This window comes from Alteromonas sp. (genome assembly GCF_984505615.1).
The window spans coordinates 1-23,503 of the sequence record NZ_CFHOXV010000033.1; the positions used below are offsets into that span (position 1 = coordinate 1).

The 23,503-nt window shown below is 49.9% G+C and carries 23 protein-coding genes and 1 pseudogene; 14 read left to right on the top strand and 10 right to left on the bottom strand.

Annotation, left to right across the window (positions count from 1 at the left end; genetic code table 11):
- Positions 1-545: 545 nt before the first annotated feature.
- The 3 genes from recN to AC4PME_RS15525 all read left to right on the top strand — a co-directional run bounded on the left by recN (position 546) and on the right by AC4PME_RS15525 (position 3,663).
- Positions 546-2,228 (top strand): DNA repair protein RecN, encoded by a 1,683-nt coding sequence (gene recN / locus AC4PME_RS15515; protein ID WP_491046243.1) that lies wholly within the window; start codon positions 546-548, stop codon positions 2,226-2,228.
- Between the two features lie 137 nt (positions 2,229-2,365).
- Positions 2,366-2,722 (top strand): outer membrane protein assembly factor BamE, encoded by a 357-nt coding sequence (locus tag AC4PME_RS15520; protein ID WP_119500908.1) that lies wholly within the window; start codon positions 2,366-2,368, stop codon positions 2,720-2,722.
- 260 nt (positions 2,723-2,982) lie between these two features.
- Positions 2,983-3,663 (top strand): DUF4097 family beta strand repeat-containing protein, encoded by a 681-nt coding sequence (locus AC4PME_RS15525; RefSeq protein ID WP_491046242.1) that lies wholly within the window; start codon positions 2,983-2,985, stop codon positions 3,661-3,663.
- Positions 3,664-3,707: 44 nt separating this feature from the next.
- Here AC4PME_RS15525 and AC4PME_RS15530 read toward each other — a convergent pair whose 3' ends face one another.
- The 4 genes and pseudogenes from AC4PME_RS15530 to dkgB form a co-directional block, all read right to left on the bottom strand.
- Positions 3,708-4,856 carry an endonuclease/exonuclease/phosphatase family protein gene (locus AC4PME_RS15530; RefSeq protein ID WP_491046246.1) on the bottom strand — a complete coding sequence of 383 codons (1,149 nt, stop codon included), beginning with the start codon at positions 4,854-4,856 and terminating at the stop codon, positions 3,708-3,710.
- 45 nt (positions 4,857-4,901) lie between these two features.
- Positions 4,902-5,963 (bottom strand): annotated as a pseudogene (locus AC4PME_RS15535) (P1 family peptidase); the annotation flags it as partial.
- Positions 5,964-6,053: 90 nt separating this feature from the next.
- Positions 6,054-7,349, bottom strand: coding sequence for a DUF445 domain-containing protein (locus AC4PME_RS15540; RefSeq protein WP_491046241.1), 1,296 nt, complete (start codon positions 7,347-7,349; stop codon positions 6,054-6,056).
- A gap of 138 nt (positions 7,350-7,487) precedes the next feature.
- The gene (gene dkgB / locus AC4PME_RS15545) at positions 7,488-8,291 is read right to left on the bottom strand and encodes a 2,5-didehydrogluconate reductase DkgB (protein ID WP_119500904.1); all 804 of its coding nucleotides are present in this window, start codon (positions 8,289-8,291) and stop codon (positions 7,488-7,490) included.
- 176 nt (positions 8,292-8,467) lie between these two features.
- Here dkgB and AC4PME_RS15550 point away from each other — a divergent pair, with 176 nt between their 5' ends.
- A complete protein-coding gene (locus tag AC4PME_RS15550; RefSeq protein WP_491046240.1) occupies positions 8,468-9,250 on the top strand; it encodes a type 2 periplasmic-binding domain-containing protein in 783 nt (260 codons plus the stop codon).
- Here the strand turns inward: AC4PME_RS15550 and rluB are convergent.
- From rluB to AC4PME_RS15575, 5 genes are read right to left on the bottom strand one after another with little or no spacing between them, the layout of a single operon-like run.
- Positions 9,229-10,110, bottom strand: coding sequence for a 23S rRNA pseudouridine(2605) synthase RluB (gene rluB / locus AC4PME_RS15555; RefSeq protein ID WP_474864257.1), 882 nt, complete (start codon positions 10,108-10,110; stop codon positions 9,229-9,231). The genes AC4PME_RS15550 and rluB overlap by 22 nt on opposite strands.
- On the bottom strand, positions 10,103-10,738 hold the full coding sequence (gene scpB / locus AC4PME_RS15560; protein WP_491046239.1) for an SMC-Scp complex subunit ScpB: 636 nt from the start codon (positions 10,736-10,738) through the stop codon (positions 10,103-10,105). Before scpB ends, rluB begins: the two co-directional genes overlap by 8 nt.
- Positions 10,725-11,558 (bottom strand): segregation and condensation protein A, encoded by an 834-nt coding sequence (locus AC4PME_RS15565; protein ID WP_303574621.1) that lies wholly within the window; start codon positions 11,556-11,558, stop codon positions 10,725-10,727. The genes scpB and AC4PME_RS15565 overlap by 14 nt, the downstream gene beginning before the upstream one ends.
- A 32-nt stretch (positions 11,559-11,590) precedes the next feature.
- Positions 11,591-12,211, bottom strand: coding sequence for an L-threonylcarbamoyladenylate synthase (locus tag AC4PME_RS15570; RefSeq protein WP_490708969.1), 621 nt, complete (start codon positions 12,209-12,211; stop codon positions 11,591-11,593).
- A gap of 12 nt (positions 12,212-12,223) precedes the next feature.
- The gene (locus AC4PME_RS15575; protein WP_491046238.1) at positions 12,224-13,069 is read right to left on the bottom strand and encodes a PHP domain-containing protein; all 846 of its coding nucleotides are present in this window, start codon (positions 13,067-13,069) and stop codon (positions 12,224-12,226) included.
- Between the two features lie 267 nt (positions 13,070-13,336).
- On the opposite strand from AC4PME_RS15575, the gene AC4PME_RS15580 reads away from it, so the two are divergent.
- From AC4PME_RS15580 to AC4PME_RS15610, 7 genes are read left to right on the top strand one after another with little or no spacing between them, the layout of a single operon-like run.
- Positions 13,337-14,917: an anthranilate synthase component 1 gene (locus tag AC4PME_RS15580; protein ID WP_491046237.1), complete on the top strand. Its 1,581-nt coding sequence runs from the start codon at positions 13,337-13,339 to the stop codon at positions 14,915-14,917.
- A gap of 11 nt (positions 14,918-14,928) precedes the next feature.
- Positions 14,929-15,543: an aminodeoxychorismate/anthranilate synthase component II gene (locus AC4PME_RS15585; protein ID WP_119500897.1), complete on the top strand. Its 615-nt coding sequence runs from the start codon at positions 14,929-14,931 to the stop codon at positions 15,541-15,543.
- A complete protein-coding gene (trpD, locus tag AC4PME_RS15590; RefSeq protein ID WP_119500896.1) occupies positions 15,536-16,570 on the top strand; it encodes an anthranilate phosphoribosyltransferase in 1,035 nt (344 codons plus the stop codon). Before AC4PME_RS15585 ends, trpD begins: the two co-directional genes overlap by 8 nt.
- Positions 16,563-17,960 (top strand): bifunctional indole-3-glycerol-phosphate synthase TrpC/phosphoribosylanthranilate isomerase TrpF, encoded by a 1,398-nt coding sequence (trpCF, locus tag AC4PME_RS15595; RefSeq protein WP_491046236.1) that lies wholly within the window; start codon positions 16,563-16,565, stop codon positions 17,958-17,960. The genes trpD and trpCF overlap by 8 nt, the downstream gene beginning before the upstream one ends.
- Before the next feature lie 22 nt (positions 17,961-17,982).
- Positions 17,983-19,176 (top strand): tryptophan synthase subunit beta, encoded by a 1,194-nt coding sequence (gene trpB / locus AC4PME_RS15600; RefSeq protein WP_491046235.1) that lies wholly within the window; start codon positions 17,983-17,985, stop codon positions 19,174-19,176.
- A complete protein-coding gene (gene trpA, locus AC4PME_RS15605) occupies positions 19,163-19,969 on the top strand; it encodes a tryptophan synthase subunit alpha (RefSeq protein ID WP_474851705.1) in 807 nt (268 codons plus the stop codon). Before trpB ends, trpA begins: the two co-directional genes overlap by 14 nt.
- Positions 19,970-19,982: 13 nt before the next feature.
- On the top strand, positions 19,983-20,282 hold the full coding sequence (locus AC4PME_RS15610) for a YciI family protein (protein ID WP_490708963.1): 300 nt from the start codon (positions 19,983-19,985) through the stop codon (positions 20,280-20,282).
- Between the two features lie 65 nt (positions 20,283-20,347).
- Here the strand turns inward: AC4PME_RS15610 and AC4PME_RS15615 are convergent, their stop codons facing one another.
- Positions 20,348-20,815 (bottom strand): pyridoxamine 5'-phosphate oxidase family protein, encoded by a 468-nt coding sequence (locus AC4PME_RS15615; RefSeq protein ID WP_349585600.1) that lies wholly within the window; start codon positions 20,813-20,815, stop codon positions 20,348-20,350.
- A gap of 341 nt (positions 20,816-21,156) precedes the next feature.
- Between AC4PME_RS15615 and AC4PME_RS15620 the strand changes: the two genes are divergently transcribed.
- From AC4PME_RS15620 to AC4PME_RS15630, 3 genes are read left to right on the top strand one after another with little or no spacing between them, the layout of a single operon-like run.
- Positions 21,157-21,429, top strand: a complete 273-nt coding sequence (locus tag AC4PME_RS15620; RefSeq protein WP_491046234.1) for a PepSY domain-containing protein — start codon at positions 21,157-21,159, stop codon at positions 21,427-21,429.
- A 5-nt stretch (positions 21,430-21,434) separates the two neighbouring features.
- Positions 21,435-22,109, top strand: a complete 675-nt coding sequence (locus AC4PME_RS15625; protein ID WP_303574633.1) for a response regulator transcription factor — start codon at positions 21,435-21,437, stop codon at positions 22,107-22,109.
- Positions 22,106-23,431 carry an ATP-binding protein gene (locus tag AC4PME_RS15630; RefSeq protein WP_491046233.1) on the top strand — a complete coding sequence of 442 codons (1,326 nt, stop codon included), beginning with the start codon at positions 22,106-22,108 and terminating at the stop codon, positions 23,429-23,431. The genes AC4PME_RS15625 and AC4PME_RS15630 overlap by 4 nt, the downstream gene beginning before the upstream one ends.
- Positions 23,432-23,503: the final 72 nt, after the last annotated feature.

Here is a 23,503-nt window from a genome sequence, read left to right on the forward strand (position 1 = left end):
ATTACGCAAGGCTGCCTAATTTAGCGAGTGGTGCACTTCGGAGTTGAATTCGCGGGAAAGCTTTCCTAAAACTCATAACTTCGGAAAGCTCGTTAGTTTATCGCGTAGACTAGGATACGAACCTGACTCAAAACTAAATTGGGAATTACTGTCTAATGTAACACCAGAGGTTAGGTATACACCGGGCAGAATTACCGTAAATGATGCAATCTCTATTAATCTTGAAGCTTGGAGAGTTGCATATAATATTCTTCATCAGGTCTAGTTCTTCTTGATAATGATGTTCATACTAACAATTGACACCGATGCCCTCAAATAGACAACTAGAAATGAAATGTCCGTTTCTCGCAACCAGGAAACAACGATAAACTTATATACTCCTGTAAAAGGCGTTAGTTAAAACCCTCTCCATACAAAACTACCTGCTAAGGATTCCTCACCCCCATACATACCAACATTTTCATCCCGCATTAAAAACTTCACTTTACACAGCCAAAATACTGTATATATTTACACATACTGTATAAACATACTGCGGTGAACACATGCTGGTTAATCTGTCGATCAAAAATTTCGCTGTTGTTAAGCAATTATCTGTCAATCTTGAGTCGGGTATGACGGCCATCACCGGTGAAACCGGTGCGGGTAAGTCTATTGCCATTGATGCACTCAGCCTTTGTCTGGGTGAGCGGGCCGATGCCGGCGCGGTGCGTAAAGACGCGCCTAAAGCTGAAATCGTTGCCCATTTTAATCTGAAAGGCCATAAAGCTGCACTGGCCTGGCTGGATGAGCAGGAATTACTGGATGAAGATGACGACAGCTGTTTTGTACGCCGTATCATTTCCCGCGAAGGCAGATCGAAAGCGTTCATTAACGGCACACCGGTATCGCTGCAACAGCTGAAACAGTTCGGCCAGTACCTCATTGCTATCCATGGCCAGAACACGCACCTTCAGCTTTTGAAAGACGATTATCAGCGAAAACTAGTTGATCAGTATGCCGCGCATCCTGCCTTGCTGAGCGCCGTGTCAGATAACTACCGCTTGTGGAAACAAAAACAGTCGGAACTGAAAAATCTGGAAACACAGGCACAACAGCGTGCTGACCGTCAGCAACTGCTGGCCTATCAGGTCCAGGAGCTGGATGAATTTGCCATTGAAGACGGCGAATTTACTGAACTGGAAATTGAGCACCGCAGGTTAAGTAACGGCCAGACATTACTGGAACAAGCGCAAACGAGTTTTTATAACCTGTATGAGAATGACGAGGGTAATGCGTTATCCATTATTCAAAATGGTCTTGACCGTCTGTCTGAGCTGGAAGAACACGACAGCGCCCTGACACCGATTATTGCCTTGTTGAACGAGGCCTCTATTCAGGTGGAAGAAGCAGCCAGAGAATTACGCAGCTATTGCGATGATCTTGAAATAGATCCTCTGCGGCTGCAACAGGTGGAATCACGTTACAGCAAAGCCATGGAACTGGCACGTAAGCATACTGTGATGCCTGAAGAACTGTTCGGGCATCACCAGGCACTGGCGGCAGAATTTGCCGGTCTGGAGCAGGATGAGAATCGTCTGGAAGATTTACAGCATGAGGTCGTTGAAGCAAAAGACGCTTACCGTCAGGCCTGTGAGGCACTTTCGGCATCAAGGCAGATCGCTTCAGTTAAGCTGGCAGAAGCGATTCAGGGGCAAATCCGTCAGATGAATATGCCTCATGCGGTCATCGATATTGCCGTTGATTATCATCCAGACAAAACGCCTGTGGCGTCTGGTCTGGATGACGTAACTTTCCTGGTGTCCACTAACCCCGGTCAGCCGGCAGACAAGCTGGAGAAAGTGGTGTCGGGCGGTGAGCTGTCTCGTATCGGGCTTGCCATTCAGGTACTGACCAGTGACAAACATGCAACACCGACCATGATTTTTGATGAGGTCGATACAGGGATCAGCGGCCCGACCGCCGCCATTGTGGGTGGTTTGTTACGCCGGCTGGGTAAAGTGAGTCAGGTTATGTGTGTTACGCACTTACCTCAGGTAGCTGCACAGGCCCATAACCAGCTGTTTGTGACCAAGTTCAGCGATGGCAATACAACAGAAACACAGATGTTGCCATTAACGAAGCAGGACCGGATAGACGAACTGGCCCGGTTACTTGCTGGTGACAAGGTAACCGAATCAGCACTGGCAAATGCCAGAGAACTGTTAGAAAGTGCAGAATCGAACTAATAAGCGGTTGATTGGTCATAGGTGATTGGGTAGCATGCTGTCGCGCATTATTTTGCGACAGCCGCATTCTGACACTGGTTTGCCGGCAAAGGTAATGCCTGTCACTATAATCAAAGCATAACTGGACAAGCTCACGCATGAAGTTGTATCAAATCGCTATTTTGTTAACCGCTGTATTTTTCACCACTGCCTGTAACAACTGGATCTACCGGATTGATGTGCCACAGGGCAACTTTCTGGACGAACGTGACGTTAAAAAGCTGCGTGTTGGCATGACCAAAGAGCAGGTTGTTTATGTTCTTGGCCACCCTGTTGTTGAAGACTCTTTTGATAAGAGCACATGGTATTACGTGTACGATATGAAGCGCGGTATGTCCAAACGCGGTGAAGATTTCCAGAAGCAACTGGTACTTAATTTCGACGGTAATGTGCTGACCACCGTGGAAGGTGACTTCGAATTGTCAGAAGATTTTAATACCCCGCTCGATCAGTAAGCATTTTTGGTCCGGAACACCAAAATGTGGTGTTCCGTACTACTCCCGGATACGCTCTCCCCTTCCCCCTGCACGCCAAAAATCCATAACCTCCTGATTTTAAATACATAATCAATTTTGGCTCAGCAATTGCTGAACTTGTCATACTTTTTACACTCATTCGTGTGCGGTTATTGCTCATTATTAAGTGAATCCTTCCCGGCAAAATCGGGAGTATTAACGCCATACCGGACACACATCACTACAAAACGGAAAATAGTATGTTAAACAGGAATCGCTCAATTATTGCTTTATCACTTTTATGTGCTGCCACACTATCAGGCTGTGTAATCAATGTCGGAGGTAACGGTGATTATCACGATGGCGGCGATGTAAGCAGTGTGCTGGGATCGGTAACCATCTATGAAGGCCGTCATGCTGGTGATGTGTCTTCCGTAAACGGAGACGTGACTTTGCAAACATTTACTGTTGCTGAAGATGTCAGTACGGTGAATGGCAACATCAGTATTGCAGATAACGCTGCAATCAATGATGCGAGTACGGTTAACGGCGATATCAATGCCGGTAAAAACCTGAATGTGTTTGGTGATATGTCTACGGTAAATGGTAATATCGGGCTTTCTGTGAATAGTCTGGTGGAAGGCGATTTGGAAACAGTGAATGGCGATATTACGGTGCCGGATGGCGAGATAAAAGGCTCAGTCACAACGCAAAACGGTGATGTCAGCTTGTCAGGCAATACCCGGATATACGGCGACATCGTATTTGAAGAAACTGAAAATGGCTGGATGAAGAACAAATCCGAACAACCGGTACTTTCAATCACGGACGATGTGGTTGTTAACGGCAATATCATTTTAGAGCGCGCCGTTGTACTTGAGCTTGCTAATCCTGCGCTGGAAAGCAAAATAATTAGACGTAACAACAGCAACCGCAGCTAATCCCTGACAGGCCGGACAGAAATACATCTGCCCGGCCTGCTTAATCACTTACCGGTTAACTTGACGTCCAGCCAGACCAGGCGGTGATCAGAACTTGCTTCACGATCTTTCACCAGACGGTACAACGGGCTGGCTTTTTCGGGCCAGAAAACACCGCTACCGGTCACTTCAAAACCATATCTTGACGGTAAAACGTAATCTGCCCTTGCTCCCCAGTGAGCAGTGAACCTGCGGCTGTAAGGCTCTGTTGAATGTTCACGGCCACCTTCACTTTCCGGAATAACATTGCCGTTCACATACCGGTTATCAATAAGCTGTTCTATTGCGCCGGGCCTGTGTTTATCACCCGCATCGGCAGCGTTGAAATCGCCCGCCAGTACGAAACGGGTGTTTTCCGGCAGGCCGGATTGTTTACCCTCATCATCAACAATATATTCGCCTTTATCCGGAGACAGATAGTCAGCCATCAGCCTGATTTCATCATGGTTCCGCTTACCGTTACGGTCTTCATCACCATCGAAATTAGGCGGTGTGGGATGCATAGCAAGTACGTGCACAATGCGGCCATTAACGTTAACGGGTATGTCCCAGTGAGACTTGGAGCTTAAACGGAACTCAGCCCATTCCTCTTCATTATACCAGGAAGTATCTGTGGCCGGGTCAACGGGCTTCTGAGCTCCGGGCATATCTTTCCACTTAAATGTCTGCAAGCTGTGCACCTGATCATGCACGACGGGATATTTCGACAATACAACCATGCCGTACTGGCCGGGATACAAGCCAAATCCCCACGCATCACCGCCTGTTCCGGTGGCTTTTCCATCGTTATCCAGATCGAAAGGAGACGGCTCACCGGTATTCACCGGTGCGAGATAAACGTACGGGTAATCGATAGCAGGTTGCCCGTGCTGGCTGACATTCAGATAATTTTGAATAAAAGCCCGCACACCATCGCTCTGCGATTTGATGTAATCAAACTCATTAAGCAAAATAATATCCGGCGCGGTGCGCTGAATGATCTCAGCAATATTTTTGACCTGCGGATTATTGCCATCTGACAACACCTTTTTAAGCACGTCATCACCGGGCGGAAGCCCTGAAGAAGGGTAATTTGTTGACTCCATACTTACGTTAAAAGTAGCCACTCTCAACGTATCAGATGACTCTGTAGTCCCCTGTTCGGCCGGTAACATAGAGCGGATTTTGTCTACCGGCAGGGCTTTTACACTCCCGTGAAAACCTTCCACGTCCTCAGCCATAAGCAGACTGTTATAAATGGCTTCCTGCGTTGCTTCAATCACCGCCTCGAATAAAGGTGACACCTGACTGTTCGCCATCACAGTGGACGAATGAGCCGGCGACTGCTCGTCACGACGTAATGCATCTGCGTTAGAAAAGGCTATAACATAATCGCCGGAGCCGTTTGTCAGGCTGGCACCGGTTCGCGCAACACCGGCCATGGCCCGCTTTGCCAGCCTTTCCAGATTGCGGTCGTCCAGCGGTGCGTCTGTTGCAACCACTATCATAATGGAGCCGTCAGCAGCGGTATCGTTATTCAGTTCGTTATACAGGTAGTGCTGATTGAGCGCTTCCCCGGCTTTCAGGCCGTCGATATTCAGGATGCCGCCAAAGTTACTCTGTACCAGCACACCGACCGTGTATCCGCCCAGTGATGCAGGCAGCAAACGGCTGCTTGTTCCGATCCCGCCTTTCCATCCGAAGGCGCGGGTACCGCTGCCGGCACCATTATTTCCCTCTGCAACCGGGCCACTTTGCGCTGTATTGATAGCCTGAATCACATCAGCTTTCGTTACGGTTCTGCGGCGGATGTCGTTAAGAAATCCGTCGTTGGTTTCACCTACGACAGCGTTCACCGATGCCACGTCTTCATTCCCGGGTTGTGCCAGCGTCCATTCCACCACGCCGGCAATACCTTCAGCCACATTCAGTGTATTAGTAAGCACAACGGGGGTTTCAATTTCTCCCAGCTCCCGGATTTGACTGATCCCGGCCATTTTGCCGTATCCATTACCCACGTATACCGCAGCCGGTACCTTACGCTGCCGTAAATTGCCCTCTGCCGGAATAATGGCTGTCACACCGGTGTGAATGTCTTTTCCTTTATGAAGGGTTACCTGCCCCACCCGCACACCTGCGACATCGGTTATGCTATTCAGTTTTCCGGGAGCAAGTACGCCCGGAGCAATGCCAATATCGCGGGCTCTGACTTGCTCTGCGTCAGCGCTGACATACATAAATGGCAACACCAGCAGTAACACAGGAAGAAATCGTTTTCTCATGTTGTTTTCGTTTTTTATAAATAGAAATGGGGAAGGAAAAGTGTCACACGATAGTGCAAAAAACTCAAAAGGAAGACGGCTACGTACCGGTTATAAAAGACTGATAGCATGTTCGATTAAAAACAGACAGGCACCAATCAACCCGCCCACTAAGGTACCGTTAATACGCACTTTTTGCAGATCTTTACCGATATTCAACTCAATTTGTTCCGCCATCTGGTTGTCATCCCAGGCCAGAATAGTTTTACGGATATGATCAGTAAGAAAATCCGCCAGCTCCGGTGCCATGGCTCTGGCGGCTTCTGCGATGTGTACATCAATAGCGTTTGCCAGTTGCTCATCGTTGGCCACCGATTTACCGGCTTCCTGCAGTGCATGGGATACCCGGCTTGTGAACTTGCCGTCTGTGGCTGCAACATCATCAATTAACCAGCGTTTCACGTCGCCCCACACCTGAAACAGGTACAGCTGAAGGGTATCGTTGTTCAGCAACTGGTTACGGATATTTTCCAGCTTCTCTGTCATAGCAGGGTCGGTTTCCATCCTTGCGGTGAAGTCCTCCAGCTGGCGGTCGAAACTCTGGCGGACCGGATGTTCATTGTCATTGGCAATATCCGCCAGAATGCTCACAATGGCTTTGGAAGCGATGTCAGCGCCCTGCTCGCTCAACCAGGTGGTTGGCAGTATTTTCTCCAGTCGCCGGTACTCTGCTTTCAGCCAGCTATGCAGCTTTTCAGCAATAAACATCTGACTGTCAGGCCGGTGAGCAAGCTCTGCGATTTTATAAAGCAATTGATCCAGCACCTCCTGATGGCGCTTATCACGGGTCAGAACCCGTAACGTGCCGGCCGCGAGAGGTGAAAGATCCATTTTCAGCAGTGCCCGCTTTACTCCGCTTACCATCATGTCCTGAACGGGTTTATCGTCCAGCGTGTTTATGATCCCTACCAGCGAGCGCGCAGCGAAGCGACTCAGACGGTCTGCATTTTGAGGCTCCCGCAACCATCTTGCCATTCCCTGAGCAGGACGGGAATCATTGACCAGTTTTTCGATAGCGACTTCATTGAAGAATTTTTCCTTCACAAAGCGGGACAAATTACCGGCAACCGCCGCTTTGTTATTCGCTACGATATTCGTGTGAGGGATTGGAAATCTGGCCGGAATAGGCCTGAACAATGCGCTGACGGCAAACCAGTCAGCCAGCCCGCCAACCAGCGCAGCTTCTGATGCCATCTTAATGAGACCGGCCCAGGCGGGCCATGGCGTTATCCACTGCCGGTACTCTGCCAGCGTCGCAAGAATAAAGACAAACGCAGCTCCTACCAGCCAGAAAAGCGCGATGCGTTTTGCACGCCGGAGCTGCTGCTGTTTATTATCCGGTAGCACGTTTGTCCTTGTATTAATATTGCCTTACTTACCTGACTGCACGTCATCAGGCGTATACATCCTATCCACTATATGGTGATGAAAGTGCAGCCGGCAAACCCTTTATGACAATTACGGGTGGTTAAATGTAAAAGGATATTAATCCCACTGCGGCGCGAAATCCGGATCCACGATACGTTCGCCGTTATCCAGCTCATCAATGCGCGCCACATCATCTTCTGACAGCGTGACAGCGGTATAATCGAAGTTCGCCTGCAAATGGTCCTTATTCGTTGATGAAGGGATGGCATGGATACCTTTTACTTCCATCCACGCCAGTACAACCTGGGCAGGATTGGCTCCGTGCGCGTCAGCAATGGCTTTGAGTTCATCATTTTTCATGACTTCGCCCACCGCAAAGGGCATATAGGCGGTAGTAGAAATACCAGCCTGCTTACAATGTTCAACCACCTGACGGTTTTGCATAAACGGGTGAAGCTCTATCTGATTAGTGAGTATCTCGCCCTCTCCAAGGATCTCAACCGCTTTGTCGATTTGTGCCATAGTGAAATTCGACACACCGATATGGCGCGTTAAACCTTCTTCTTTAGCCTGCTTCAGTGAGGCTAAATATGACTCCATGGGAATATGATCATTGGGTGACGGCCAGTGGATGAGCAGCAGGTCAACATAGGCCATTTTCAGTTTGTTCAGACTTTCGTGCACAGACGGAATGAAGTGACCCTTATCAAGATGGTCGTGCCATACCTTGGTGGTCACGAACAGTTCTTCACGGGGAAGACCGGCAGTTTGAATTGCATTGCCGATTTCTTCTTCGTTGCCATAAAACTGGGCGGTATCGATATGGCGGAAGCCGGTGGAAAGCGCATCTGAAACCGTTTTTCTTGCTACCTCTCCTTCTAAACGAAACGTACCTACACCTAATTGAGGCATCGATTGCATTATCTTCTCCTGTTTTATGAATTCACCTTGTCTACGCTAAGACATTGAATACAGATTACTTCACTTTCTTCAGGTATTGGTTTTAATACTTGCATGCCAACGGCCTTATCGTGCAAATGCAAATGCATTGATAGGCTTGTGTTACGACTAAAGTTTAAGTGAACAGGACGAATACGATGCGACGCGCTATCACTCTTCTCGCTGCCGTATTGCTTTCAGGTCAGGCTTTTGCGGCGAAAGATACTTTCTTTGTAGGTGTTGAAGACAGTTCAGGCAGACAGGTCCACCCGGTCAACGGTGGTAAATATCAACCGGTACTCGATGCGGTGATGACAGCATTTGCTCTTGAAGAGGGCTTCGAACTGGAATATGTGCCCCTTCAGGGCGACGCTTACGATCAATGGTTTAAAGAAAACACGATTGATTTCCGCTTTCCGGATCATCCCCGCTGGTCTGCCACAGACGGCACGTTGTTTTACAGCCAGCCTGTGGTCGGTATTTGTGAAATCACCCGTGTTTTACCTGAGAATCAGTGGATGCGAATTCCCGACGTGACTGCACTTGGTATTATTGAAGATCAGCCGGTTTCCAGTGACTGGTTAGAACAGGAACGTAAAGGCTACACAAAAATAGTGTCATTCGCTGACCCGACACTCCTGGTAAAGGCGCTGGTTGACGGTGAAGTTGATGCCATTATCACAGACAGTGAACAGCTGAATGATGCAACTGCAGCACTGAAGCTGTCAGGTAAACGCATCGTGGCATCAGCACATATTCAGGATAAGAAAGAGAGCCTGCGGATTTCCAGTGAGCAGTATCCGGCGATGCTGGAAAAATTAGATGAATTTCTCAAAACGCACCGCGGGCTGATTGCTCAGGTTGCCCGCCGGCACGGCATTGATAACGGGCGTGCCTGTTTAAAGAAACGCCCTTCCCGTCAGTCAGAGCTGGCTGACTGATTACGTTGATGAGACTGCCGTGTACGGTGCTTTTTCACCGAGCGGCGCATGCGGGTAAGGCGGGCGTGATCCAGTTTACCCTGTCTTACATCCACCAGCGTTTGTGTTTCATCGTCCAGTTGCACCAGTTTACGAAGGGCATTTAACTGCTCCAGCGGCAGCTCTACCCAGGCACCCTGCGGTAAACGCTTTTGCAGCTCCACCGGTCCGTAGCGCACGCGAACGAGACGGCTGACCTGCATTTCCTGAGACTCCCACAAGCGACGTACTTCGCGGTTACGGCCTTCAGACAACGTCACGTTGTACCAGCGGTTCATGCTCTCTTCTTCACCGGCAGGCTTAGAACGGGCTTTGATTTCAGTAAACCGCGCCAGACCATCTTCCAGTTCAACCCCTTTCGTCAGCGTGTTCAGCGTTTTACCGGATACTTCACCGAATACGCGTACAGCATACTCACGTTCTACTTCACATTTAGGGTGCATTAAGCGGTTTGCCAGTTCACCGTCATTGGTGAACAACAACAGGCCACTGGTATTGATATCCAGCCGGCCCACGGCAATCCAGCGTCCCACGCGGATAGCTGGCAAACGGTCAAATACTGTGGGGCGGCCTTCAGGATCGTGACGGCTGCATAATTCACCTTCTGGCTTGTTATACATCAGTACACGGCATACCGGTTTTTCTGCCTGACGGGATAACAGATGACCGTCCACACGGATTTGCTGGCCGGACTCAACACGGTCACCCAGTGTCGCAATTTTGCCATCTACCGATACCCTTCCGGCTTCTATCCACCGTTCCATTTCACGGCGGGAGCCCAGTCCCTGGTTAGCCAGGACTTTTTGCAACTTTTCACTCATTTTCTTCTCGCTTTTGTTCAGCGGTTTCAATCGCACGGTCGTCGTCAGACGGTGCCTCCAGTGTAGCCGTCGCAGGCGGCTGTTCGTTGTCTTCAAGCCCTTCAAAAACCTCAGATCCGGGTAAATCGGCCAACGACTTTAACGAAAAATAATCCAGAAACTGTCTGGTAGTGGCATATAACGACGGTCTGCCCGGCACTTCTTTGTGCCCTACCACTTTTATCCAGTCTCTTTCTGTCAGGGTACGGATAATATTACTGCTGACTGCCACCCCGCGTACCGCTTCAATTTCGCCGCGGGTTATGGGTTGACGGTAAGCAATTAACGCCAGCGTTTCCAACATTGCACGGGAGTAACGGGGCGCGTTTTCCTGCCACATGCGGCTCAGCCAGGGGCTTAAGCTGTCCAGTGACTGAAAGCGGTATCCGCTGGCCACTTCAACCAGTTGAATTCCTCTGGGCTGATAGTCCAGCACCAGCTCTTTGAGCACCTCGTTCAGCGCCCTTTCACTGACTGTAAATTCAGCCAGCACAGACTCACGCAGTGCCAGTTTAGTCATAGGCCCATCGGCAACAAACAGTGCGGCCTCGACCAGTTGCTTAAGCTGGACTTTATTAATCTTCTTCATGACGGCCCAATTTTACATGAATTCTGGCAAATGGTCCTGTCTGAACGCACAATAAAAGCTGTTCTTTTACTAATTCCAGAATCGCCAGAAAAGACACCACCACACCTGCTCTGCCTTCTTCCGGCGTGAATAACGCATCCAGCGGTGTGTAGGTCTCACTGTTTACCATAGCCAGAATCTGGCTCATGCGCTCACGGGTACTCAGCGCCTCCCGCTCAATTGTATGATGTTCAAACGCGGCAGCCCGCTTCATGGCATGGCTGAATGCCAGCACAAGCTCCTGCAGTGACACATCCGGCTCTATCCGCACCGGTTGCACACTCAGCGCCACATCAGCCTTCACAGCAAACACATCCCGCTCCATACGGGGTTGTTCATCCAGCGATTGTGCAGCTTCTTTAACGGCTTCGTATTCTCTTAACCGGCGGATAAGTTCCGCTCTGGGGTCTTCTTCATCTTCCGGTTCATCGCTTCGCCTTGGTAGCAGTAACCGTGATTTTATTTCAGCCAGAATCGCTGCCATCAGCAAATATTCGGCAGCTAATTCCAGCTTCAATGTTTTCATAACCTCCACATATTCCATGTACTGCGCCGTAATGTCTGCCACGGGTAAGGTTACGATTTCGAATTTTTGTTTGCGGATAAGGTACAAAAGAAGGTCCAGCGGGCCTTCAAAAGTTTCCAGAATGACTTCCAGTGCATCGGGGGGAATGTACAGATCTGACGGCTTTTCTATAACCGCTTCGCCATTGATAAACGCCAGTGGCAAAGGTTGCTGAACGGGGTCGCTTACTGCCGCCGGCGTTTGTTCATCTGTCATCTTAAGTGCTGTTCGTCCGTGTTGTGATTGTTTTACAGGAACGGTGACGGGTCGCCACTGCCTTCCCTGATCACTTCCGCATTGCCTTCAGAGAAATCGACAATGGTGGTGGGATCTTCACCAAGATACCCGCCATGAATAATCAATCCTACCTGTTTTTCCAGCCTGTCGCGGATTTCATCAGGATCTGACTCTGCCATTTGTTTACCAGGCAGGATCAGCGATGTGGACATCAGCGGTTCATTAAGGGTTTCCAGCAACTTAAGTGCAATCACGTTATCCGGTACACGGATCCCGATGGTCTTCCGCTTCGGGTTTTGTAACCGGCGGGGTACCTCACGGGTAGCTTTAAAAATAAACGTATATGGACCCGGAGTGTTATTTTTTATTTGCCGGAAAGCGGTGTTATCCACTTTGGCATAAAACGATAATTCGGACATATCACGGCACATCAAAGTGAAGTTGTGATCTTGTTCGATTTGCCTTATCTGGCAAAGGCGTTCCAGCGCCTTTTTGTCTTCCATCTGGCAGCCAATGGCGTAGCCGGAATCAGTGGGATACACCACCACTTCGCCCTGCCGGATTAACTCCACAGCCTGATTCAATAATCGCTGCTGTGGATTTTCAGGATGAATATAGAAAAATTGACTCATTACAATGTCCTGTTACTGATGGGCGGGCAGTGCCCAGTCATGCCAGACTGGCTTGAGGTGAGAAGCGATACCTAAATTACGCCCCAATTCTGTCCACCTGGACGGGAAGTGAAAATCAGACCCCGCCGAAGCCAAAAGATTGTGCTCGCTGGCAAGCTCGTTGATAAGCTTTTGCTTGTCAGGATTGATACCGGGAAAAGCCGTTTCGATGGCCTGTCCACCGTGATGCGCAAAATCATTGACCAGACGGCGCAACCATTTTGCTGTTATGTCATAGTGGGCGGGATGAGCAAGTACAGCCTGACCACCGGCAGCACGAATATGAGATATGGCTTGTTCCATACCGGGCCATACAGCCTTAACGGCGGCCCGTTTCCCTTTTCCAAGGTACTTTTTAAAGGCGGCATCCATGGTAGCAACACCATATTCATTCACTAATACGCGTGCGAAGTGTGCACGGGTCACCTGCCCGACTCCGGCAAAATTCAGCGCTTTTTCAAGCACACCGTCAAACCCGCATTTTTGCAGCTTTTCACCAATTTTAACCGCACGTTCCTTGCGTATTGCACTTTGCTCAGCCAGAAAACTGTTGAGTGATGCATCTTCCACATCCACATTTAAGCCGACGATATGAATATCGAACCCGTGCCAGGCGGTGGAGATTTCAACGCCGTTAATGATCGTCATCGCACGCTTTTGCTTTGCCTGAGTTTGGTGGGCAAGCGGTAATCCGGCGAGGGTATCATGATCGGTAATGGCCAGCACATCCACTTGCATGGTGTGCGCGCGGAGCACCAGCTCTTCCGGCGTTAAATGGCCGTCGGAAAATTTTGTATGACTATGTAGATCGATTTTCAATGTCTTATGCAAATTTACGGTTGACACAACTTCGTTTTTGTTTTCTTCTATAGGGCATATTATACGTACTAACGCCTTCGATGCCTATCGAAGTTTATGACAGAGAAATCATGCGTAATCAATTATCAATCAGCACTTTAGTTAAAGCAGTTTGGTGGTGGCACTCCCTGAAGTAACGGGCGGTGTACGCGTGAGTGCGTAAAAGAACACAATAAAGGCCCGTTTAACGGGCCTTTTTTTTTAATCGCAGTTGGAGAAAATGCGACAATGAGTTTAGCGGAACTGGGCACCCAGCCCGGCAAAGTGGAAACAATCGAACAGTCAGGTACCTACCTGAACGATCCGTTAGCCGCCTTTGCCCACCTTTGTGCCGGAAAATCAAATGCACTGTTGTTAGAATCAGCAGAAATTGACAGCAAGGACGACTTGCAAAGCCTGCTGATGGTAGATGCCGCGATGCGCCTTGTGTGCAAGGGTAATCAGGTTATCTGCACTGCACTGACCCCCAACGGCGAATCGGTAATACCGCTGATTGAAGCGCAGCGCCCGGACAATACCAGTGTTGAAAGAGACGGTGCAACGGTAACGCTCACCTGCCACGCTGCGGATGATGCCCTTGATGAAGACAGCCGGCTGAAAGCGGCCAGTGTATTCGACGCCCTGCGATTACTGGTTCAGAAAATCACGCCAATCCGCCAGCATCCCCACGCCGTCTTTCTGGGTGGTGTATTTGCTTATGATCTGCTGGCCACATTCGAAAACTTACCTGATGTACCCGATGGCGAAAATGACTGTCCGGACTTTGTATTCTATCTGGCAGAGACCTTACTCACAGTCGATCATCAAACCCGCCAGACCCGTTTAATCGGCAGCGTATTCAGCGGTCCTAATGTGGCACAAAGTTATTTTGATGTGGCACAGCGACTGGAGCGGCTGCAGGCCAGACTCACAGATATACCTGCGAGCACTGCCACTATCCCGCCAGGGGCACAGGATGCTATGGATGTGGATGTCGACAAAGACGATGAAACCTATAAGCAGGATGTTGTCAACTTAAAAGCCAATATCCTTTCCGGTGACATTTTTCAGGTTGTACCTTCCCGCACTTTCTCCTTACCTTGTCCTGACCCGTTAACCGCCTACGCTCAATTAAAAATCAGTAATCCAAGTCCTTATATGTTTTATATGCAGGATGCAGACTTTACTATATTCGGCGCGTCACCTGAGTCGGCAATCAAATATGAGAAATCATCGAATCAGGTGGAAATTTACCCCATCGCCGGTACACGTCCCAGAGGCAAACGGGCGAATGGTGAAATCGATCCGGATTTGGACAGCCGCATTGAACTGAATTTGCGTGAAGATGACAAAGAGAAAGCCGAACACATTATGTTAGTCGACCTGGCCCGTAACGATGTGGCGAAAGTAAGCCGTCCGGGTACCCGTTTTGTGAAAGACTTGCTGAAAGTAGATCGCTACTCTCACGTGATGCACCTTGTTTCCCGTGTCGTGGGTCAGTTGCGTGACGATCTGGATGCGCTGCATGCTTATCAGGCCTGCATGAACATGGGCACCCTGGTCGGCGCACCGAAAGTCAGTGCGGCCACATTAATCCGCCAGGTTGAAAAGAAACGCCGGGGAAGCTATGGCGGCGCTGTGGGCTACTTAAACGGAAACGGCGATATGGATACCTGTATTGTTATCCGCTCAGCGTTTGTGAAAAACGACCGTGCTTATATTCAGGCAGGCGCCGGTGTGGTTTACGACTCAGATCCCCAATCTGAAGCCAATGAAACCCGCACCAAAGCGCAGGCTGTCATCAACGCGGTTCGCCGCTCTTTGAAATAGGGAGCCTGATCATGAAAGATAAAATCACCGTTTTTCTGCTCGATAATGTAGACTCCTTCACCTATAACCTGGTTGACGAGCTCCGGGCACTGGATTTACACATCATTGTGTACCGTAACACGGTAGATGCGGACATGTTGTTCTCCCGCATGCAGCAGGAAGCAGAAAAAGCGCCGGTATTGCTGTTATTGTCGCCGGGTCCGGGAGCGCCCCATGAAGCCGGTTGCATGCCCGCACTGATTAAAAAGGTACAGGGTGTTTTTCCGGTATTGGGTATATGCTTAGGTCACCAGGCTATCGTGAGTCATTACGGCGGCGTGGTCGACAGGGCCAGAGAGGTAATGCACGGCAAATCATCGCCCATCAGTCACTCCGGCGAGGCTATGTTTTCAGGTCTGGCTAACCCGCTGCATGTGGCCCGTTATCATTCTCTTGTGGCTACATCATTACCGGCAGGGTTAGAAACCATTGCCAGTTTTGGGGACACCACCATGGCGGTCTATCACCCCGAAGATAAAATGCTTGGTTTCCAGTTTCACCCTGAGTCAATTCTCACCGCAGACGGAAGCCGTTTACTACTGCAAAGTATTCACTATTTAACCGACAAGGAGTTGGAACATGTATGATGCCTCTCCCCTGCTGGACCTGTTATTTGCTAAAGAGCATCTGAGTCAGGCGCAGTCTTTTGCTTTATTTAACAGCATTATGCATGGCGAACAACCTGATCTGATTCTGGCAACCGTGCTTACCGCATTAAAGCTGAACGGCGAATCACCCAATGAAATCGCCGGTGCTGCCAGTGCCATGGTGTCAAACGCGCTGCCTTTCCCCACGCCGGATTATCCGTTTGCGGATATTGTCGGCACCGGCGGTGACGGACATAACACCATTAATATTTCCAGTGCGGCGGGTGTGGTAGCCGCCAGTTGCGGCGTAAAAGTCGCCAAACACGGTAACCGAAGTGTCTCCAGTAAATCCGGCTCTGCTGATATATTCAGACAGTTCGGTATTAATCTGGAAATCAGCCCTGAGACAGCAAGACAATGCCTGGACGATGCGAACTTCTGCTTCCTGTTCGCACCGGTTTATCATTCCGGTATGCGTCACGCTGCGCCCATCCGTGCGGCACTGAAAACCCGCACCATTTTCAATATTCTGGGGCCGCTGGCAAACCCTGCCGGCCCTACCCATGGTTTATTCGGTGTGTATTCTCCGGAGCTCCTTGAGCCGTATGCCCGTACGTTAATGCTGCTCGGTCAGCACCGTGCCATGATTGTTCATGGTGACGGACTGGACGAACTGGCTCTGCACGGCGAATCTCACATCATCGATTTAGAGCATGGTGATTTACGCACACTGACCGTGACGCCTTCAGACTTCGGTTTACCTTCATACCCTCTTGAGGCCATAGCCGGCGGTGAACCCGATGAAAACCGCAAAATGGTGGAAGCCGCTCTGGCCGGCGAAGGTCAGGAAGCACACCGGGCCGCCATCGCAATGAATTGCGGCGCGCTGTTGAAACTTACCGACACCGTGACCACATTCAAAGACGGTGCGGAAATGGCTATGGAAGCCATGAAACAGGGCAAACCGTTAACCACGCTTAACGCCGTGGCAAAAATCAGTCATCAGGAGAGCAGTAACGATGAGTAATGTGTTAGAACGCATCGTCGCCGATAAACGTGTGGAGTTAGAAGCACGTATGGCAGCAATGCCGTTAGCCACGTTTAAAGATTCACTGACACCTTCAAATAAAAGCTTGTTCGATGCGTTGAGTCAGCCGGACGCCGGTTTTATTTTTGAATGTAAAAAGGCATCGCCGTCAAAAGGTCTCATCCGCCCTGTGTTCGACCTCGACGAAATTCTTGCTGCTTATAAACCTTACGCAGCAGGCATTTCAGTGCTGACTGATGAAAAGTATTTTCAGGGCAGTTATGACTATCTGGCTTATGTGACTGAGCGGGTGTCGCAACCGGTTCTGAACAAAGATTTCTTTGTGAACGAGTATCAGGTTTATCTGGCCCGTCATTATAACGCTGATGCTATTTTGCTGATGCTGAGTGTGCTGGACGACGACACTTACCGCACACTTGCCGGCCTGGCTGACAGCCTGGCGCTGGATATTCTTACCGAAGTCAGTAACGAAGAAGAAATGCACCGCGCCATCGCGCTGGAAGCGAAAATCATCGGCATCAATAACCGTGATTTGCGGGATTTGTCCACCGACCTCGCCACCAGCGAAAAACTGATCCCCATGCTGGACAAGGCAACTCATGATTTCGTCGTGATTTCTGAATCCGGCATTTATACCCATCAGGATGTACGCCGCTTAGCGCCGCTATGCCAGGGCTTTCTGGTTGGCAGTGCGCTGATGGCACAAAAAGATTTACCAGAAGCGGTGCGTGCCCTCATTTACGGCGACATCAAAGTATGCGGCCTGTCCCGTGCAGAAGACGCTAAAGCTGCGTTTGACGGCGGCGCAAACTATGGCGGTCTTATCTTCGCAGAAAAGTCTAAACGTTGTGTAACGCAGGAGCAGGCGCGCATGATTACTGAGACAGTGCCGGGCCGTTATGTGGGTGTATTTGTCGACCAGCCTGTGGATGATATTGCCAGTGCCGCGCGTACACTTAGCCTGTTTGCCGTTCAGTTACACGGCAGCGAAGATGCGGCTTTCCGCCAGACATTGCGGGCAGCACTGCCTGCTGAATGCCAGATTTGGCAGGCGGTTGGCATATCCGGCGACTTACCGCCGCACCTCAGCGATTTGCTGGGCGAAACCGTAACAGACCGTGTACTGCTGGATTGTCAGGTAGGTTCGGAAAAAGGCGGAACGGGACAGTCATTCGACTGGTCACTGCTGGACAATGTGACAGACAAGAAAAAACTCATCGTTGCCGGCGGCATTCATGCCGGTAACCTGGTCGCTGCGCTCGGAACCGGCGCGGGCACCATAGATGTAAATTCCGGAGTAGAAGATGCTCCGGCACAAAAATCTGCTGAAAAGCTGGCGGCGCTGTTCGCAACAGCACGACGCTATTAATTGATGATCAACAGGATTATTCATGAACCAACTTGATTCAAAATTCGGGGATTTCGGGGGCATGTACGTGCCCGAGTTGCTTATTCCCGCGCTAGACCAACTCGAGAAAGAATTTATTGATGCCAAAGAAGATCCGGCATTTCAGGAAGAGTTTTCGGCACTGCTAAAAGATTATGCAGGTCGTCCTACGGCGATGACCCTGACGCGCAATCTGGTTACAAACCCCAAGGTTAAGCTGTATCTGAAGCGTGAAGATTTACTGCATGGCGGTGCGCACAAAACCAACCAGGTTCTCGGACAGGCACTGCTGACTAAGCGTATGGGTAAAACCGAAGTCATTGCCGAAACCGGTGCAGGTCAACACGGTACGGCGACGGCACTTGCCTGCGCGCTGCTGGGTCTGAAATGCCGCATTTACATGGGTGCGAAAGATGTTGAGCGTCAGGCACCGAACGTATTCCGTATGCGTTTAATGGGTGCGGAAGTCATTCCAGTGAATGCAGGTTCAGGTACGCTGAAAGATGCGGTTAACGAAGCACTCCGCGACTGGTCTGCCAATTACGAAAAAGCACACTATCTGCTGGGCACCGCGGCCGGCCCACACCCGTTCCCCCATATCGTACGTGAATTCCACCGCATGATTGGTGAAGAAACCCGTGCGCAGATCATGGAAAAAGAAGGCAGATTACCGGATGCCGTGGTCGCCTGTGTTGGCGGCGGCTCGAATGCTATCGGCATGTTTGCTGACTTCATCGACGAGCCTTCTGTGAAGCTAATCGGTGTAGAACCTGCAGGGAAAGGTCTGCACACCAAAGAACACGGTGCCACCATTTGTACCGGCTCGAAAGGCATTCTGCACGGTGCATACACGTATATTATGCAGGACAAGCAAGGCCAGATTGAAGAAAGCTACTCTGTGTCAGCCGGTCTGGACTACCCTGCGGTTGGTCCTCAGCATGCCTATCTTGCAGATACCGGCCGCGCTGAATATGTTGCGGTTACTGACGAAGAAGCGCTGAATGCCTTCCAGCTGTTAGCCCGAAAAGAAGGTATCATTCCGGCGCTTGAGTCTTCCCACGCGCTGGCCCATGCGCTCAACATGGCAGACGAAGCAGAAGAAGAAACCATTATCGTGGTGAATTTATCGGGTCGCGGCGACAAAGACCTTGGACACGTGATCAAGATTCTGGGAGAAGATTTTAATGGATCGCTATAGTGATATGTTTGGCCGGCTGAACGCCGGTAATCGCGGTGCGTTTGTTCCTTTCGTCATGATTGGCGATCCGGATATCGACACGTCTGAAAAAATTATCTGTCAGTTGATTGAAAGCGGCGCAGACGCTCTTGAACTGGGTATTCCCTACTCAGATCCCATAGCTGATGGCCCGACAATTCAGGCTGCAAGTATTCGTGCACTTGGCAACGGCGTTACACCGGATGCCTGCTTTGAGATGCTTTCCCGCGTCAGAGCAAAATACCCCGATGTGCCTATGGGCTTATTGTTATACAGCAACCTGGTGATGGCCAAAGGGATCAAAGCTTTTTATCAGCAGGCACACGATGCCGGCGTTGATTCAATTCTGGTAGCGGATGTACCGCTTCGCGAAGCAAAACCCTTTATATCTGTAGCCAATGAAACCGGCGTAGCTCAAATTCTTATTGCACCGCCTAATGCAACAGAAGAAACGTTATCGCAGATTGGTGAACACTCACGCGGCTACACTTACTTGTTAGGCCGTGCTGGTGTAACCGGCGTGGAAACCGCTGCAGATATTCCGGCAGAGTCATTAATTGCCAAATTATCAGACTATGCATGTGCTCCGCCAATTCTCGGCTTTGGTATTTCAACACCGGAGCAGGTGTCGACAGCCATCAAAGCCGGCGCTGCGGGCGCAATCAGTGGTTCAGCCACCGTTAACATCATCGCCAAACATTTAGATGATGTGCCGGCCATGCTCAGCGCACTCGATGCCTTTGTTACCGGCATGAAAGCGGCTACGGAAAAATAAGGGAAGAAATACGATGTTCTATATGATTTGTGCAACCGACGTGGAAAACAGTCTGGAAAAGCGCCTGGCCGCCCGCCCTGCTCACCTGGCACGTCTGAATGCGTTAAAAGACGAAGGCCGCTTGCTGATTGCCGGCCCCTTCCCTGCTATCGACAGTGACGATCCCGGCCCTGCCGGATTCACCGGTTCTCTGGTTGTCGCTGAATTTGACTCTCTGGAAACCGCGAAAGCCTGGGCTGAAGCCGACCCGTATGTGGAAGCCGGCGTCTATGACAACGTGGTAGTTAAACCCTACAAGAAAGTATTGCCGTAACCGGTTACGGAAACAAAAACGGGAGCCAGCGGCTCCCGTTTTTCATTTATTGGTGCAACTCGCCGTTACAGGTTTACTCTCTCGTGTTCGCCCATTTCCTCCGGATCGACTTTCTTTCCGGTAAGTAACTTAAATACGCCTTTAAATCCGGGCTCTGCAAGCCAGATCTCGGCATCCTTTAATTCGAACCGCATCATTTTCAGGGCGGGATCATCTTTTCCGCCTTCAAACCATGCAGATACCGGATTCGACCAGTATTTATCAATAATTTCCTTGCGTGTCTCTTCCACCAGCGTACCCCGGATGCAGGCAAACACATCATGCCCCTTACTGGAAAACTGCGCCATAGCTGGACCTCCGGACGCTGCACGGTTAGTTTTCGTTGTGTAAAACCAGAATTCGCTGTTAGCTTTTTCATCAAGAATGGCGTGCATGGGTTCAGCGTGATCCCGGCTGGCATCAAGGCTCAACATTACATTAGGGCTGTCCGACAACGCCTTCCACATGCGGGTACGAATATCATCAGATGTCATTTTATCTCCTCGTTTCACGTTCTTCTGCAAAGATCTTTAATTCAACACCTGATATCCACTGCAGTAGCTATGCCAGACGAAGATAACTCATTAACCCATTGATTAAATGAACCTTTCTTGATTGGGTTCACCTAGGGGACAGATTGATATGTCTCATTTTCTGTAAAGTTTACCTTGAGGTGGTATGAACTCAGGACACGAACAGGGATTAACATAATGAATTTGCAGCAGTTAACAAAAGTCAGATTCAATTCAGCCAATGTTCATTTATAACGGTTATGCTAGGATACGAAAATTAGAGAATGCCGGACGCCGTGTCCTGAGCACCATCCTGAGGCTGTATGAATATCCTTAAAACCCTGGTTCTGACTGTGTTACTGCTCATAGCTCCGCTATCGCAGCAGGCCGCTGCCGTTCAGGAGCAGGCGCAACAGATAGATCGCAGTCAGGCCGCGACAAAAGCACAACAACATGAAAAAGGTCGTGTATTGCGGGTCGATCAAACCCGTACCAAATACCGCGTGAAAGTGCTGAAAAAAAATGGACGTGTGGTGTCGGTGGATGTAGACAAGAAAACCGGTAAAGTTCAGCCGGCAACGGACAAGGATAATTAAGACAAATGCGCTTATTAATTGCCGAAGACGACAGTCGTCTGCTAACCCAGTTAGATGCTTTGCTGCAGCAAAACGGCTACAGCGTGGACCTTGCAGACAATGGAAATAACGCCTTATATCAGCTTCAGGAATATAATTACGATTTAGCCGTTATTGATATCGGACTGCCGGGTATTGACGGATTCGACGTGATCCGTAAAGCCCGTCAGAACGACGTTCGTACACCGGTGCTGATCCTGACCGCCAGAGACCGCTGGCAGGAAAAGGTAGAAGGTCTGGATGCCGGTGCTGATGACTATCTCACCAAGCCATTTCACAATGAAGAGTTACTGGCCAGAGTGAAGGCTTTGATCCGCCGGGCTTCCGGTCAGGCAAATCCGTCTATTCAGTTTGGTCCGGTATGTCTGGACACAGTTGCCGAAGAAATTACTCTGAACGACGTCCGACTGGATCTCACGGCTTACGAGTACAAGGTCATGGAATACCTGATGCTGAATCCGCAGAAGATTGTATCGAAAACAGAACTGACAGAGCATATCTACGATCAGGACTTCGATTTAGACAGTAATGTGATTGAGGTATTTGTAGGACGCCTGCGGAAAAAACTCGATCCTGACGGCACGCTGAAACCTATTGAAACACTTCGTGGCCGCGGCTACCGCCTGAACAGAGATCTATGACCCGTCTGTCTCTTCGTCTTCGCAGTGCCCTTCTGGCACTGCTGGCGCTGGCTATTTTTATTCCGGTGACCGTGCTGACTCTGGACAAAGCCTATACGGAAAGTCTCACCCAGGCGAAGCATAACGAATTAAAGCTGATGAACCTGGCACTGGTCTCTGCCTTTGAACTGGACGGTGATGTGCCTTACATGCCGGAACTATTGTACGAAGAGCAGCTTAATTTGCCGGATTCAGGCTACATAGGCATTATCGTTTTCCGCAATAAAGTAGTCTGGAAATCGGCTTCAGCGTTACACAATGAGGTGATCGCTACCCTGCCCGCCCCCGCAACCGGCGATGAAGAATTTATCACGGAAGACCGGGGCGCACTCAGTAACACCGGCAGCTATTTCAGCTATGCGTTTACAGCAGAATTCGCAGCAGCCGACAGTTTCGAACCGGTTCATTTTTACATTATGAACAGCCGTCAGGAATTCAACCTTGAGCGTGACGCATTCACAGGTACATTGTGGAAATGGTTGCTCCTGCTTGCTGCCGGACTCCTTGTATTGATCATCGCCGGCATTACTTTCGTGCTAAATCCTGTGCGTGAGCTGATCAATGAAATACGGCTGACAGCCAGCGGACGCCAGGGTGCACTCACCCGCCATTATCCGAAAGAGTTTACCCCGCTAAAAAACAGCATTAACCGGTTGCTTGAAGCAGAAGCCCAACAACGCAGTCGCTATAAGAATAGTCTCGGTGATTTGGCTCACAGCCTGAAAACACCGCTGGCTGTTGCTATGGGCACCAATAATCTTCCCGATGATGCCCATGACTCACTTACGCAAATCAATAATATCATCCAACGCCAGCTCAAACGGGCCGCAGCAGCCAAAGCCGGCTGGCAAGCCAGTGTCACGGTAGCTCCGCTGGCGCAAAAACTACTTAATGCAATGGAAAAAGTGCATCGTGACCGTTCACTTAACATAAACATGGCAGGTGATACCGGTTGTCAGTTCAAGGGCGATGAAACTGATTTGATGGAAATGATGGGCAACCTTTTGGATAACGCCTGTAAAGCAGCCAGCACAACGGTACTTCTCACCCTTGAGCAGGAAGAGGGCTGGAGTCATATCCGTATAGAAGATGACGGGCCGGGCATCCCCCCGGATCAGAAAGACGCGCTGCTTGAACGGGGCGAGCGTCTGGATACCTACGCGGAAGGCCAGGGGATTGGCATGGCTGTCGTTGCCGATCTCGTTGCTATTTATGAAGGGAGGCTGGATATTGCAGACAGTACGCTTGGCGGTGCAGCAGTAACATTGTCATTTCCTGTGTAATTACAGTTTGTTGTGCGTTATGTTTACTTTTCAATCTGGTACAACCATAACCATCATGAATGCTTACCATAA